Source organism: Sorangium sp. So ce406 (genome assembly GCF_051474675.1).
In the GTDB taxonomy this organism is placed as follows: domain Bacteria; phylum Myxococcota_A; class Polyangia; order Polyangiales; family Polyangiaceae; genus Sorangium; species Sorangium cellulosum_G.
Genome location: NZ_CP150340.1, coordinates 7611717 through 7626546, shown reverse-complemented (window position 1 = coordinate 7626546; position 14830 = coordinate 7611717). Strand labels below are relative to the sequence as shown.

Here is a 14830-nt window from a genome sequence, read left to right as displayed (position 1 = left end):
GGGCCGTTGTCTTGGGGTTTGTTGACAGTCCGAGCGATTCGGTAGTATGGGTCTCCGCCATACCCGGATTTTGCTGAAGGAATCCCGGCGCGCTGAAATGATTCACGCGGACCGTGCCGCGTACCCGATTCACCGCCAGAGGAGATTGTTCATGAGCACCTGGAAGACGCCTGGCGCAACTCTCGTCGTCTCGCTCTCTCTGGCCGGAGTTGCTGTACCGGCGACGGTCGAAGCGCAAACGGCGGATCGGCCTCCGCAGGCCGCGTCCGCCGAGCCGGCGCCCGTGTCCTCGGCGGTGCCCCCGTCCGTGGAGTCTCGTCCTGCTCCTCCTCCGCCGGTCGAGACGAAGAAGCCCGAGGACAAGCCGCTCGTCCGTGTCTACGGCATCGTCAAGCCGACCGTCGTCGTGGGGAACGGCCTCGAGTCCTTTGGCAACCCGAACTACGTCGCCCCCACGGCCGCGGCGAATCCGCTGTTCCTCGCCGATCCGGATGCCGTCGGCCTGAGCTTTCAGGCGCAGCAGACGCGCCTCGGCGTGGCCGTCGGGGAGGGCACGCCCGTCAAGGGGCAGGTCGAGGTCGATTTCGTCGATTTCGCCAAGTCGTCGCCGGCGCAGGCGACCACCCTTCGCGTGCGTCAGGCATTCGTGGACTGGTCGCCTGCCGAGGGGCACAAGCTCACGCTCGGTCAGCTCTGGGATCTGTTCTCGCCGCTGAACACGCACACGTACAACCTCGTCGGCGGGCTCTTTCAGTCCGGGAACTCGGGCTTCGTGCGTCACCAGCTCATGTACGTCGCGAACCTCGGCGGCGTCGAGGTGGGCGCCGCCCTCGGCCTGGTCAGCCAGAACGTCACGGCCATCCTCAACAACGTCGAGTACTCGCGCACGCCCACCCTCGCGCTGCGCGCGAGCTATCGCGCTGAGAAGACCGCGTGGGTGGGCGCCTCGCTGATCGGCACGCGGCTCACGTTCGACGCGAACCTGGACACCGAGGAGGCGCGGACGGCGCTGGGTGGCAACCTGTTCGCCGAGGTCACCTCCGGTCCGCTGAACGTGCGGGCCGAGGCGTACGGCGGTCAGAACCTCGCCAACCTGGGCCTCCTGACGCTCGGGCAGGGCTACCGCACGAACGACGTCACCGAGGTAGGCGGCTGGGTCTCGGGGAAGCTCTCCTTCGATGCCCACGCTGTGCATCTCGTCGCGGGCGTCGCGCTGGTGGCCAACACCGACGACATGCTGCTCGGTTACACGCCCGGAACACCGGCCACGGACGGCGCGCCGGCCACCAATCCCGCGCGCGTGGGCGGCAATGGCCCCGGCATCGAGCGCAACGTGACCCTGCGCGGGGGCTATGCCTTCGCGCCCATGAAGGCGCTCTCGATCGTGCTCGAGCCCTCTCTGATGCTCACGCGCCACAAGCTCGATCCGGCGGCCAGCGCGCAGACGGACGCGAGCCGCGTGGGCTGGGGCGTCGAGACGGGCGCCCTTTACCAGTTCTGACGGCCCACGCGCCGGCGCGCTGAAGCCGGCCGCCGGCTGCGGAGCCTGCCAGCCCGCGTCGCCCGCGGGCGACGCGGTGCTAGCGCCGGCGCCGTCTCGATACCAGCGCGCCGAGCGCGCCGAGGAGCGCGAGCCCTCCGAGATCGGCCGAGCGACCGCTCGTCGAGCAGGAGCACCCGGAATCGCTGCCGGACTCCCCATCGCCGCCCTTGGGCGTGTCGTCGGTCTCCGCGTCGGCGCCGCCCGCGCCGCCCGCGCCGCTGCTCGAGGCGGCGGACGAGCTCACTGTCGCGCTCACGGTCGAGGCGATGCTGCTCGACGAGCTCGACGCGCTGCTCGCGCTCGCGCCGCCGCCCCCACCGCTGCCGTCGCCGCCGCCGGCTCCGCTGCCGCCGCCGCACTCGGCGGAGCACTCCGTCGAGCAGGTGTCGCAGAGGCATTCGATGAGACGGACATAGATGTTCGCGCCCTCCGCCTGCTCGCGCGTGCAGCGCTCCACGCAAGCGTCGTCCGGGCACTCGGAGATACAGCCTGCGAACGCCCGGCACGCAAACGACGCCCCGCAGGCGTCGTACTGCGGCCTGCAGGCGTCCGACAGCGAGCCGTTGGTGCAGCTGTCGCAGCTGCCGCCGCCGCCGCTCGCGGCGCTCGAGGCGCTCGCGGCCGTCGTCCCGCCGATGGGATACAGGGCGCACACGCCCTCGATGTCGTCGTCCTCGAGGGTGCGCGTCGACGAGCCGGCAACGTAGTACGCGGTCATCGTCGCGTTCCGCTCGCCGGAGTGGCCGAGGCCCAGGAAATGTCCCTCCTCGTGCGTGGCGATCGACTGCGTGTCGACACAACCGTTGTTGCCGGTGTCGTTCCAGCAGAACCCGACGTTGTTGAAGACCATGTCGGCGTCCACGATGACGTCGTCGCGCCCCCAGACCGTCATCGTGACGCCGATGACCGAGTTGACGTCGCCGAGCATGCCCGGCCAGGAGTTGCTGATCCAGTGGAACACGTTCTTGCCGTCGTTGGCGTTGTAACGATCGGTCGTGTCGCCGAGGAGGTTGACCCGCCACTCCGTACAGCCGGTGTTCGCCCATGCCGCGAAGCCGGCCTCGATATGGGCGACCGCGAAGCCGGCGAGGGGGCCCGGGATCGTCGAGCGGTTGATGTAGTAGCCGACGGGCAGATCACGCCAGCGGGGGACGCCGGAGTCGAGCGGCGTCCACGCGGCGGCCTCGGGAGCCGCGGCGAGGAGCGATGCGGCGCCGAGCGAGACGGCGAGGGCGATGCGGCGGCTCACCTCACTTCCCTCCCGCGATGCGGACAACGTCCGTCATGAGGCTCTCGACGGGCTCGATCTCGTCGGCGGGCCCGTGGACGGGCACGAGCGCGCCCCCGCTCCGCCGGACGAGCTGCAGCCCCTCGAGGCTGCGCCGCGCCATGCCCTTCGTGTCCACGTGATAGACCGACAGCGCGAGCGCCGTGAGGTGCCACCGCCCGTTGTCGCCCGGCCGCAGGAAGACGATGGCGTCCTCGCCCGGCGAGAGCCTGGCGTCGCCGACCAGCCGCTGCGTCTTGCCTTTGTACGTCCCGCCTATCTGCTCGAGCACAATCACCTTCGCGCCGGCGCCGTCCGCCTCGCCGCCCTTGAGCGGCTGGGTGATCTTGAGCTGGGTGCGGGTCACGATCGATTTTCCGTCGTCGGACTCCGTCGTGGTCGACTGGCCCACGCTCACGCGCGCGATCGTCGCCGACCGGCGCACGAGATCCTCACGCGAGAGCAGGACGGCCGTCGTCGCGTCGGCGGTCGCGCCGATGCAGAGCAGAGCGGCGGAGACGAACAGGGACAGCACCGCGTTCACGCTTCGCTTCATGTCGGTGGCTCCTCCAGGACCACCGTTTCTATCCCGAAGCGGGCGCGGCCACCATACAGGAAGTGGGCACTGACCTCATGCTCGCGGCGCTGCGATGCAGCAAGTCTGTCGTGGCGGCGGATCATCACACCGTGGCGCGACGTGACGCCGTGATCCGCGGAGTCGCCGGTTGCTGCTCGCATGGCAGTGCACCGGGATTTATGCCGTGAGCCCGTCCGTGGTAGGACGACCCCGTGGCCACCAAGGACCGCCGCGCGCGCAAGCAAGCTCCCGAGGGCGGCCGCCGCCTCACGCTGACCCCGGGGCCACGCCGGGGGCGTGGCGAGCCGGCGGCGCTGCCCGACACGATCTCGTGGTGGGACGCGTTCTATCGGGTCATTCGCCGGATCCCCGCGGGGCGGGTGTGCACGTACGGCGCCGTCGCCGCGATGGCTGGACACCCCCGCGCCGCGCGCCACGTCGGCTATGCCCTCGCCGCGCTCAAGGAGACGGGATCGGGCGCGGGCGTGCCCTGGCAACGCGTTCTCGGGAGCCGTCCGCGCAACCGGGCCGCCGTCACCATCAAGGACCCGGTGGGCGGCGCGCTCCAGCGCAAGCTGCTCGAGGCCGAGGGCGTCGAGTTCGACGACCGCGGCAACGTCTCCCTCGATCGGTTCGGGTGGTCCTGGAGCAAGCCCGTCGCCGCGCCTGCGAAGAAGGTCCGCGGCGTGCCGCCCAGGAAGCGGCGATCCTGAGCCCCGGTCGTCCCTCCTCGCCGCCATTGCCCGGCCACGCGACCATCGAACGCACCTGCGAACGCGTGGAGCTCCGCCGCACGACGAGCTGATCCTGGCAGAAATTTTCGCCGTGGATGCCGATATCGTCCTGGACGACAGCAACTCGCAGGCGACACGACACACGGTTGTTGCAAAGACCATCCAGGCTCAGCAGCGCGCTTTTGCGCTTGCCGCCGTTTCTTACCCGCAAGGCTTCCACATGCCCGACACGTTCGTCGTTCAATCGAGCGCGCTGCCCACGTCCATCAAGCTGGTCGCGTTTCACGGCACCGAGGGGCTCTCGAAGCTCTATCGCTTCGAGCTCTACCTGATCACGACGCGCGACGTCGGCCATGAGCTCGACATGGCGGCGGCCGTGGGCCAGCCGGTGACCGTCTCCCTGGAGCGGAGCGACGGCGGCGAGCGCTTCATTCGAAGCGGCGTGATCGGCAGCATCGAGCTCATCAACGACTTCGCCGGCCGGTGCGTCTTCCGGGCGACCATGATCTCGCGCCTCGAGCTGCTCACCCTGTCGGTCCACAGCCGGATCTTCAGCGAGAAGACCATCCCGGAGATCATCCAGAGCGTCCTTCAACAGGGCGGCGTGACGGACTGCGCCCTCCAGCTCCGGGGCGCCTACAAGGCCGAAGAGCACGTCTGCCAGTACCGCGAGAACGACTATGCCTTCATCGCCCGATGGATGGAGCGCGAAGGCATCTACTATTACTTCGAGCACGAGGAGGGCGGCGAGACGCTGGTGCTGACCGACGATCGGTCGGTCCATCAGCCGAACGGCGGCAAGCCCGTCCGTTATTACCCGCAGCCCGGCGCGAACACGGCGAGAGAGACGATCCGCGCCTTCACCTGCCGGCACGGCGCCGTGCCCGGCGCGGTTCGCCTCAAGGACTACGACTACGCCAACCCGGCCGTGCCGGTCGCCGGGCAGGCGTCGGTCTCCGCCAGCGGCTTCGGTGAGATCAGCCTGTACGGCGCGCGGTTCTTCTCGCCGGGCGACGGGGAGCGGCTGGCGCGGATCAAGGCCGAGAGCCTCTCCGCGGCCAGCGTCGTCTACCAGGCGACGGGCGCGTCGGTGACGCTGGTCCCCGGGTTCACCTTCGAGCTCGAGGAGCACCCGCGGGCCGCGTTCAACACGCAGTACCTGACCACCGAGGTCGAGCACTGGGCCAACCAGGCCCCGGAGGTGCCCGAGCTTCAGGGGCTCACGCCGTGGGAGGACAACTACCGCATCGAGGCCAGGGCCATCGCCGCGACGGCGCAGTTCCGCGCGCCGCAGGTCACCGAGTGGCCGCGCATCTACGGCACCGAGCCCGCCGTCGTCGATGGCCCGGCGGCCAGCGAGTACGCCCAGATCGACAGCCATGGTCGCTACCGGGTCAAGTTTCACTTCGACGAGAGCGACCTGAGCGGCGGGAAGGCGTCGACCTGGGTCCGGATGCTGCAGCCCCACGGCGGTGGTATCGAGGGCTTCCACTTCCCGCTGCGCGCTGGCACGGAGGTCATGTGCTCCTTCGCGGGAGGCGATCCCGACCGGCCGGCCATCGTCGGGGTCGCGCCCAACGCGCTGACGCCGAGCCCGGTCACCTCGGGGAACAATACGCGGAACGTGCTCCAGACGGGCGGACGGAACCGGCTCGAGCTGGAGGACCAGGCCGGGCAAGAGCGGATCACCCTGTCGACGCCCTACGACAACACCTACATCCGGATGGGGGCGCCGAACGCCGGTGCGTCGTACGAAGTCAAGACGCAGGGCCACGCCTACACGTGGATCGGAGGCTCCTCCGAGAACATCGTGACCGGCAACCGGACGGCGATCACCGTGGGTATCTCCGAGAGCATCGTGGGAGGCTTCGCCTTGAGCTTCGTCGGGGGATACTCCGGGAGCTTCGTCGCTGGATACTCGCAGAACGTGGTCCTGGGCTATCGCGACACACGCATCGTGGGCAACGAGAAGACGAGGGTCTACGGAAAGCGAGACACCTTCATCGGGAAGAGTCGGAACACGAAGATCGTCGGCGACGACACGTCCTTGCTCATGGCCAATCGCAGTGTCACCATCAGAGGCAACAGTGGTCTGGTCGTCTCGGGGAACCGCACCACCCGGATCGTGGGGAACGACAGGGGCACGGTCCAAGGTTCGCGAACGAGCCATGTGATCGGAGATAGCGACTCGAAAGTCTGGCGCAACAGCACGAAAGAGATCCTGGGCACGAAGAAGAACCGAATCGTCGGTCGCGTCACCTCCGACCTGTTCGCAGGGCAAAAAACTACCGTTCACGCGGGGGGAACCGAGGCGACGATCAGGGGTGGCACCACCACCGAGATCTTCGGCACGAGGAAAACCACGGTCACTGGGCGGAGCGAAAGCACCATCAATGGCCCTGCCGAAAGCACTGTGACCGGTCTTTACAAGACCAGGATCGGGTCGCGCGTCGAGGTCATCAACGGAACGAAATACGAGAATATCAAGGGGCTGGCATTCAAGAGAGCTCCTAACGAGATCAAGGAATTGAAAATTTCGACCATCAGGGCAAAGGGTTACAACGCCGTACACGAGATCATGAAGATCAGGACCCACCTCGGGCTCTCGAACGCGGATTTGCACATCCTGAAGTGATCCACCTGGCGCGTGTGGAACAGGCTCCCGCTCGGCGCTGAGCCATGCGACCCATCGAGCCCGCTACCCTGGATTTCGTCGGATGAAAATCGTCAAGCCCATGCGTCTCGGGGTGGTGCCCAGGGTCTTCATGAACCAGCGCACCCCGCACCTCCTGATCACCGCCTTCGTCGGCTTCTCCTATGAAAAGCCGGCCCGGCTGCTCTACGAGCCGACGGTCTGGAGGATGGCCACGGAGGAGCTCGGCAAGGATGGCCTCTTCGACGAGTTCAACCCCAAGACCCGGGGCGAGCTCCTCGTCACGGGCCGCTGCTATCCGCCGGGGCGCGTCGCTCGCCCCGCGAGCTCGGTCCGCGTCCAGCTCGGATCCATCGACAAGAACCTCTATGTCATCGGCGACCGTACGTGGGGGCTGCTCGGCATGTCGGACCCGACGCCTTTCACCGAGATGCCGGTCACCTGGCGCAACGCCTTTGGCGGAGAGGGGTTCGCCAAGAACCCGCTGGGCAAGGGGCACGGCGACAGGAGCGCAGCGCTGCCCAACATCGAGTCGCCCAGGCACCTGATCCGCGCGCGCGGCGACCGCCCGTCGCCCGCCGGTCTCGACGGGTACGACGTCACCTGGCCCCAGAGGTTCTCCAAGATCGGCACCTGCGATACAGCGTGGCGCGAGGAGTGCTTCCCTGGTTTTGCGCGGGATATGGACCCGACGCTGTTCAATATGGCTCCGGACGATCAGCAGATGGACGGGTTCTTCCGGGGCGACGAGACCTTCGTGGTCGAGAACATGCACCCCGACAAGCCCCGGATCGAGGGCGCCCTCCCCGGGGTCGCGAGCCGGTGCTTCATCTGTCTCAAGACGAGCGACGGGGTGGAGATCCGCGAGCCCGCCATGAAGCTCGACACGGTGCGCCTGTTCCCGCACCGCGAGCGGGGAGTCGTCCTCTTCCGCGGCGGCATCGAGGTTGCCGAGGACGACGCGAAGGACGTGGTGGCCGTGCTGGTCGCCTGCGAGGCCATGGGCGCTCCCAGGCCCGCCGCGTATTACCATGAGTACCTGGCCCCCCGGCTTGGCCTCCGGAACCCCGATCTCCCGGACGACGAGGATGACGTGCTCATGCCTGAGCCCGAGGATCCGGAGGCGCCGCCGCTGCCCGATGACAGGCTCTCGGGGCTCGCGTCAAGGCTCAGGCGGCAGGGGTTTCTGGGAGGTACTCCGGATCGGGCCCTCAGAGGCGCGGCCGCGGCCAGCGCGGCCGCGGCCGGAGTCGCCGCCACCGGTGTCCGCGGAGCCGGAGCACAGAGGGACCCCGACATCGAAGAGATGGAGGCCGACCTCGCCGGGATGGGGATCGACCTCGAGCACCTCCACGCCGCGGCCGACGAGGACCAGGCGGAGCCGCCCATGGACTTCCCAGAGGGCAGGGAGGAAGAGGAGAGCCTCGCGTGGTCCGAGCCCGAGTCTGAGGCGCAAGACGACGCCGACCCGGAGCCGATCGAGCCTGCGGCCGCGACGACGGCCCCCGATCTGGTAGACGACGCCGACGACGCCGAGATGCTTCGCCAGCAGGATGCGATCCTGGAAGTGGCCAAGAAGCGGATGCGGGACCAGGGCATCGATCCCGAGGCCTATCTCTCCCAGCAAGGCCCCACCGAGGACCCCGAGCCCCTCGATGAATCCGAGGAGGCCGCGGTCAGCCTGGTCGAGAGCCAGATCGCCGGCCGAGCGTCGAAGACTGAAGGAGTGGACGTCGGTGCGCTGCTCGCGGAAGCGCGCCGGCACGCCGCCGACCAGCCGGGCGAGATCTCGGTGTTGGAGACGCGCGAGCGCTTGCGGCAAGCGATGCAGCGCGAGGGCGTCGCACAGGACAAAGCCGAAGAGTTCCTGTCGACGGTGGACTGGCAAGGGCTCGAGGACGAGCCCCAGGCCGACCTCGACGACGACATCCCCGACGAGGCGTCCGAGGCCGCCCGCGCCCTGCCCGAGGAGCCAGCCGGAGACACCTTTCCAGAGGACGACTCCGCTGAGTTTGCGGAGGACGACTCCGCTGAGTTTGCGGAGGACGACTCCGCTGAGTTTGCGGAGGACGACGCCCCTGAATTCGCGGCGGGACTGGGCGAGAACGCCTCGTTGCGCGCCGCGTGGGGCGAAGAGGGGCGGGTGCTCGCGCACCTCTTGCCGGCCTCGGCGCGCCTCGACAGCCAAGAAGCGCTGCGTTTTCGCCACGAGGTCGAGGCCGGGCACAAGGACGGGCGGAGCTTTGCGGGGTGCGACCTCACGGGCGCCGACCTCTCTCATCTCGATCTGGCGGGAATCGACCTCTCGGGCGCCATCCTCGAGTCGGCCTTTCTCAACGGGAGCAACCTGCGAAAGGCGAACCTCACAGGAGCCATCCTGGCGCACGCGAACCTGGAGGGCGCGGATCTCTCGGAGGCCAAGCTCGATGGGGCCAATCTCGGCTCGGCGTGCCTGCGGGACGTGAAGGCCCGCGGAGGTGTCGATTTCGGCGAGGCCGTGCTCGTCAAGGCCGACCTCTGGGGAGCGGACCTGTCCGGGGCCAAGCTCTCGGGCGCCGACCTCTCCGAGGCCAGTCTCCGCGACACCAACCTGGAAGGCGTCGTCGCAGAGAAGGCGACCTTCCAGAGCGTGGACCTCACTGGAGCGCGCCTCCTGGGCGCGCGGCTCTCGGAGGCCACGTTCAACGAGGTGAACGTGACCGAGGTCGACTTCACCGGCGTCGACCTGAGCTCCGCAACCTTCATCGCCGCCGAGGGCGACGGCGCCGTCTTCCGGGACGTCATGGCCAGGGACCTCGCGAGCGTGAAGGGCTCGTCCTTCGCGGGCGCGGACTTCAGCGGTGCGACGCTCACCGGCGCGAACCTGATGGGGACGCGCCTCCGCGGCAGCGACTTCTCCAACGCCGACCTGCGCGGCGCGCTGCTCGACGAGGCGGACTTGACCGAGGCAACCCTGGATGGCGCGAGCCTTGTCGAGGCGATGCTGACCCGGACCAACTTGACCGGGGCGTCGCTCTACGCCGCGGATCTGAGGCAAAGCGTCATGAACAGCGCGTGCGTTCGTGGGGCCATCTTCGAGAAGGCCAACCTGTTCGGCGTGTGCGCCGACAGGATGATCGGAGACAACGACACGAGCTTCGAGGGCGCCAACCTCAAGCGACTTCGGGTGATCCCGGCCGAGAAGCAGCATGGATAGAGAAGCGCTGCGCAAGCTGATCGAAGAGGGAGAGGCCGTCTCGGAGCTGGATCTGTCGGGCCTCGACCTCTCGGGCCTCGACCTCTCCGGCGGGATCTTCGAGGATGTCCGCTTCGCCGGCGCCAACCTGGCGGGCGTCAAGGTGCGCGAGGCGATCTTTCACCGCTGCGACCTCGCGGGAGCGAACCTGAAGGGGCTGGATTTTCACCTTGGCACCGCCATGGACTGCACGTTGGCGGGGGCTGCGCTCGCCGACGCCTCGCTTGTCGGAGCGAACCTCTCGCACGTGGACCTCGAAGCGGCCGATCTGACCGGAGCGGACCTCTCGTCGGCCGGCATCGAGTACGCCAGCCTCAAGAACACCCGGTTGGTCCGCGCCAACCTGACCGACGCCTCCCTGTTTCAGACCGAGAACGCAGGCGCGGACTTCTCCCACGCCAACCTGACCAAGGCGGTCCTGTTCCGTCAGGACCTGTCCCAGGCCGTGCTCACGGGCATTACCCTCACGGAAGCGATCCTCGTCGAGGTGCGGATGGGGCCCAAGGACTTCCGGCGGATGGACCTCAGCAGCGCGCAATTCACCAACGCCGACCTGCACGGCTGCGACTTCTCCGGGGCCACGCTGACGCAATGCAGCTTCAAGGGCGCCGACCTGACCGGGGCCAAGCTGGATGGGGTCATCGCGCACATGGCCGTCTTTGTCGAGGCGACCCTGATGAACGCGAGCCTCACCCAGGCCGACCTGACCCAGGCGCTCTTCGTCGACGCGCGCGTGGGCGCCGCGAACTTCTCGGGCGCGAGGCTCGAGACGAGCGTCTGGCACCGAGCGGCCTGCCCGGGGACCCGCTTCTGCCGGGCGGACCTGAGCTACGCAGACCTGTCCCACGCCGACGTGTCCTTCGCCGACTTCTCCGACGCGACGCTGGCGCGCGCGCGGCTGCACCGCGTGACCGACAAGGGCACGATCTGGCCGCTGAGCAAGACGCTGGCGCACGGCGACGACCAGGAACTCAAGGAAGCAGAAGACTGGCAGGCCAACGTTCTTGGGCGGCCTGCCGGCGGTCAACGCACCCCGCAATCATGAGGAGATGATGCAGAGCGTAGCAAGGACGAGGCGATACGAGCGGGGAGCCCACGGTGACCACGGCGCCGTGCTCCGCACCGATGGCTCCACGTACATTGTCGAGACCGAGGACGGCGAGGTCCGCGCGAAGCGCGCGACGAGCTGTCTGCTGGAGCCCGCCGCCGGAGACCTGGTGCTCCTCGCCGCCGTGAATGGCACGCGGTACATCCTCGCCGTCCTCGAGCGGGAGGAAGGCGCGCCCTCGCACCTCGTCGCCGAAGGGGATCTCCAGATCCGTTTGCAGCGCGGCTCGCTGGGCCTCTCGGCGCCGGACGGCGTGCACGTGGTGTCCGGCAAGGACCTCTCGATGGCTGCGCCGACCTTCCGTGTTCAGGCCAGGGAGGGACACGTCGCGCTGGGCCTGCTCTCGTTCGTGAGCGAGATGGTTCGCGCGGAGGTCGACCGGGCCAAGCTGATCGGCCGGAGCCTCGACGCTCAGCTCGAACGGCTGCACCAGAGGGTGAAGCGCTCCTACCGCATCGTGGAAGAGGCTGATCACGTGCGCGCCGAGCGCATCGACTATGCGGCCAAGGGCGGCCTCGCCATGCACGGCGAGAACGCCAAGATCACCGCGTCGCACGTCGTGAAGATCGACGCCGATCAGATCCAGGTAGGGTGACCGGACATGTGCTTTGCCATCACCTCGGGCGGTGGGATCGACTTCGGCGTCCCGGACGTCTGCCTGCCGGGGCCCATCCCGTACCCGAACACCGCAAATCGATGCATGGGGACGTCCGTCGCATACAAGGTGATCCTGGGGAGGGGCGCCGCCCATACCATCGCGACCATCATCCCCATCTCCATGGGCGATAACCCGGGGATTCTCGGCGGCGTGGTTTCCCGTCGCAACATGGGCCCCTCGCGGCGCCTCGTCCCTTATCCCAAGCTGCTGCTCCAGAACAAGCCGGCGGTGCGGCTCGGCGCCACGGGCCTCCAGAACCAGATCAACATCAACGGGACGAACATCGTCCCGAGCCAGCCCAAGGTCCTGCTCCTCTGAGGTCCGCGCGTCAGTCTGCGAGAGCCGTCCGCGAGAGCGACCACGACCCCAGCGCTGCTCTGCCCGTCGAGAGACACAAGCATGGCCATCAATGAGCACGCCCGCATCCGCCTGGCGATCATCCAGAGAAAATACGGCCCGCGCCTCGCCCGGGACACGAGCGGCTCTGACGTGCCCGACCGGCGCGAGCGCTTCAATTCCGATTTCCGGCGGATCCTGGCCGACATCATCGCGCCCACGTGCGAGGCCATCGGCAACGAGCTCGCCGCGTCGGGCCATTCGTGCCGGCTCGAGCGGGACGTGGGCGAACAGACCCCCAGCCTCGAGTTTCACATCCTGCTCCAGGGCGTGCCGGGCGACGCCAACAACCTGATCCGCCTCTTCTCCAGGGCGGACGCCGAGGGCGATGGAGAGGTGATCGCCGAGGTCAACGTGGGCCAGACATTGACCGAGCTCACGCGATTCCGGGTCCTGTCTCGGATCACCCAGGAGGTGGCGGAACAGATGTGCGTGGACGCCATCGAGCACATCTTCGCCTGCAACGCTCGCTGAGCGCCTCGCGGAGCGAGCTCGAAGGAGCTCATCCGATACCATCGGATTTTTCTGTGTCTTTCCCCTGAGGACAGTCGTCCGCCCTGCCAGCGAGCGAGCCGCTTGGACGCTGGCATGAGCTCCTGTACGATCGCGCGCATGCGTGGAAGGTGCGTGTCGGTCGCGGTTCTCGCGTGGGTCCTGGCTGCCTGTTCGGAGTCGCCGCCCGACGACAGCGCGGGCGCGGGCGGCGGCGGCACGGATCCAGTCGGCAGCGGCGGCGCCGGGAGCACGGCGGAGACAAGCTCGAGCGCGGCGGAGGGCACGGCTTCCAGCGCCTCGACGGGCGCCGGGACGGGTGGGGGCGGAGGGGCACCCGAGGACGCGTGCGCGAGCGTCTCGGAGGTGCCGACGGAGCTGGGACTCGACCCTTTCTACCAGAAGTACGTCGACGCCTCCGGGATCCCCGTCGTCAGCTCCGAGGGGCCGCCGGACGCGGCGCTGCTGCGCGCGTGCTCGGTCGTCGTCCGCATGCTCGGCCTGCGCGACGACGTGCGTCAGGCGATGATCGCGAACCACACGCGCGTCGCCGTGATGGCAGAGACGGAGGTGACAAGCGACATCCCCGAGCACAGCGATCTCTACGAAGCGTTCCCGGGAACGGACTGGGACACGCGGGCCCGCGGCCTCGGCGCGACCCCCGCCCGTCCGGCGAGCTCCTGCGCCGAGGAGAACGTCCTGTGTTATCCGAGCGATCCGTACCGCGGCGAGGATATCCTCGTGCACGAGTTCTCGCACGCGATCGCGATCATGGGCATCGCCTTCGCCGAGCCGACCTTCAACCAGGAGCTCGCCGACGTGTTCCAGGGCGCGATCCAGGCTGGAAAGTGGGCGAACACCTACGCCGCGACGAACAAGGACGAGTACTGGGCCGAGGGGGTCCAGGACTGGTTCGATACCAACATCGAATCGATCCCGGGGAACGGGATCCACAACGAGATCAACACCCGCGCGGAGCTGCGCGCGTATGATCGCCCGCTCCACGATCTCATCGCCAGGTACTTCGCCGACGACGCGTGGCGACCGAGCTGTCCCTGAGGAGCGGACACCCATCCCGCGGGCGCATCCCGGCGCGGCACAGCGTGGCACAGTGGTGCGTTCCCCGCCGATTCTGGAGCAACACAGGCTGGCACCCACCTTGCTGGGAGCACCTGCCATGCGCCACCTCCTTCTTCGTCACTGTGTACCTGGCCTCGTGGCCGGGGCGGCGGCCCTGTCCACCTTCACATGGACGACCGAGTCGGCCGCGTGCGGCGAGACGGCTCCTGAGGTCACCGCGCTCTCGCCGGGCGACGGCGCCGTCGACGTGCCGCTGAACGCGGCGCTGTTCGCCGGCTCGAACCTGGGTCGGGTCGCCTTCACGCTGCGCGAAGCGCAGAGCGGCGAGGTCGTGCCGGTCTCCGTGTCGTGCAACGGATTCTACGACGGCAACCTCTGCGCCGCGCACGCAGGGCCCCTCGCGGAGAACACGACATACGAGTGGACTGCTGCCATGGTGGAAGAGCTGGACCCGAACCCCGGCGCGCCGGTGTGGCGCCAGTTCACGACGGGCACGGCGCACGACGAGCGGACGCCGCTGTCCCTCGACCTCTCCGTCAGCGTGCTGGAGCGCGGTGAGAGCGCCCCCTCCGACTGTGGTCCCGGCGGCCCCTGGACGAAGGTGCGTATCTCCTTCTCGGTGGATGAGCCGGTGCTCTTTGACCTCGCGTCGTCGCAGAGGATGCCGGTCCCGGTGCCCGAAGGGCGCTCGGAGATCGAGATCACGATGCCGAGCGACGCCTTCTGCCTCGCGCCCCGGATGCTCGACGTCGCCGGCAACGAGTGGATCACGCAGACCGCGTGTGTCTCCGCGGACGACAGCCCGGCTCAGCCCACCGACCCGGCTCCGCCCGACGAGACGGACCCGCCTGCGGAGGACACCGCGACCCCGGGACGCGATCCGGTGTCCGTGCCGCCGGAGCCCGGCGCGGCCGGGGGCTGCAGCGTTGGCCAGGCGGGCCGGACGCGCGACCTCGGCGCGGCCTCCCTGCTGTCCCTGGCGGTGCTCGCCCTCGCCTTCCGGCCGCGGCGTTCGCTGTCGGCGTGAGCGCAGAGGTCACGCCGTGCTGGTCTCCTCTGCTGGTCCCGCGCGGCGGTGGACCGCGCC

At 68.7% G+C, this 14830-nt stretch carries 12 protein-coding genes; 10 read left to right on the top strand and 2 right to left on the bottom strand.

The genetic code is table 11. The annotated features are described in order from the left end of the window. The first annotated feature begins 151 nt into the window (after window positions 1-151). Window positions 152-1501: a hypothetical protein gene (locus WME96_RS28210; protein WP_437284688.1), complete on the top strand. Its 1350-nt coding sequence runs from the start codon at window positions 152-154 to the stop codon at window positions 1499-1501. A 79-nt stretch (window positions 1502-1580) separates the two neighbouring features. On the opposite strand, the gene WME96_RS28205 is transcribed toward WME96_RS28210, so the two are convergent. Then, the gene (locus tag WME96_RS28205) at window positions 1581-2792 is read right to left on the bottom strand and encodes a matrixin family metalloprotease (protein ID WP_437284687.1); all 1212 of its coding nucleotides are present in this window, start codon (window positions 2790-2792) and stop codon (window positions 1581-1583) included. Window position 2793: 1 nt separating this feature from the next. Then, on the bottom strand, window positions 2794-3366 hold the full coding sequence (locus WME96_RS28200) for a hypothetical protein (protein ID WP_437284686.1): 573 nt from the start codon (window positions 3364-3366) through the stop codon (window positions 2794-2796). Window positions 3367-3599: 233 nt separating this feature from the next. On the opposite strand from WME96_RS28200, the gene WME96_RS28195 reads away from it, so the two are divergent. From WME96_RS28195 to WME96_RS28155, 9 genes are all read left to right on the top strand, one after another. Continuing rightward, window positions 3600-4100 (top strand): MGMT family protein, encoded by a 501-nt coding sequence (locus WME96_RS28195; protein WP_437284685.1) that lies wholly within the window; start codon window positions 3600-3602, stop codon window positions 4098-4100. 112 nt (window positions 4101-4212) lie between these two features. Further along, window positions 4213-6756 (top strand): type VI secretion system Vgr family protein, encoded by a 2544-nt coding sequence (locus WME96_RS28190; RefSeq protein ID WP_437284684.1) that lies wholly within the window; start codon window positions 4213-4215, stop codon window positions 6754-6756. An 82-nt stretch (window positions 6757-6838) separates the two neighbouring features. Then, the gene (locus tag WME96_RS28185) at window positions 6839-9970 is read left to right on the top strand and encodes a DUF2169 domain-containing protein (protein WP_437284683.1); all 3132 of its coding nucleotides are present in this window, start codon (window positions 6839-6841) and stop codon (window positions 9968-9970) included. Beyond that, complete coding sequence (locus tag WME96_RS28180; protein WP_437284682.1) at window positions 9963-11054, top strand: pentapeptide repeat-containing protein; 1092 nt, start codon at window positions 9963-9965, stop codon at window positions 11052-11054. The genes WME96_RS28185 and WME96_RS28180 overlap by 8 nt, the downstream gene beginning before the upstream one ends. A gap of 67 nt (window positions 11055-11121) precedes the next feature. Next, entirely contained in the window at window positions 11122-11712 is a 591-nt protein-coding gene (locus tag WME96_RS28175) for a DUF3540 domain-containing protein (RefSeq protein ID WP_437284681.1), read from the top strand. 6 nt (window positions 11713-11718) lie between these two features. Further along, entirely contained in the window at window positions 11719-12093 is a 375-nt protein-coding gene (locus tag WME96_RS28170) for a DUF4150 domain-containing protein (RefSeq protein WP_437284680.1), read from the top strand. Window positions 12094-12174: 81 nt separating this feature from the next. Further along, window positions 12175-12645 carry a hypothetical protein gene (locus tag WME96_RS28165; RefSeq protein ID WP_437284679.1) on the top strand — a complete coding sequence of 157 codons (471 nt, stop codon included), beginning with the start codon at window positions 12175-12177 and terminating at the stop codon, window positions 12643-12645. Window positions 12646-12798: 153 nt separating this feature from the next. Next, window positions 12799-13722 carry a hypothetical protein gene (locus tag WME96_RS28160; RefSeq protein WP_437284678.1) on the top strand — a complete coding sequence of 308 codons (924 nt, stop codon included), beginning with the start codon at window positions 12799-12801 and terminating at the stop codon, window positions 13720-13722. 118 nt (window positions 13723-13840) lie between these two features. After that, window positions 13841-14770, top strand: a complete 930-nt coding sequence (locus WME96_RS28155) for an Ig-like domain-containing protein (RefSeq protein WP_437284677.1) — start codon at window positions 13841-13843, stop codon at window positions 14768-14770. Window positions 14771-14830 lie beyond the last annotated feature (60 nt).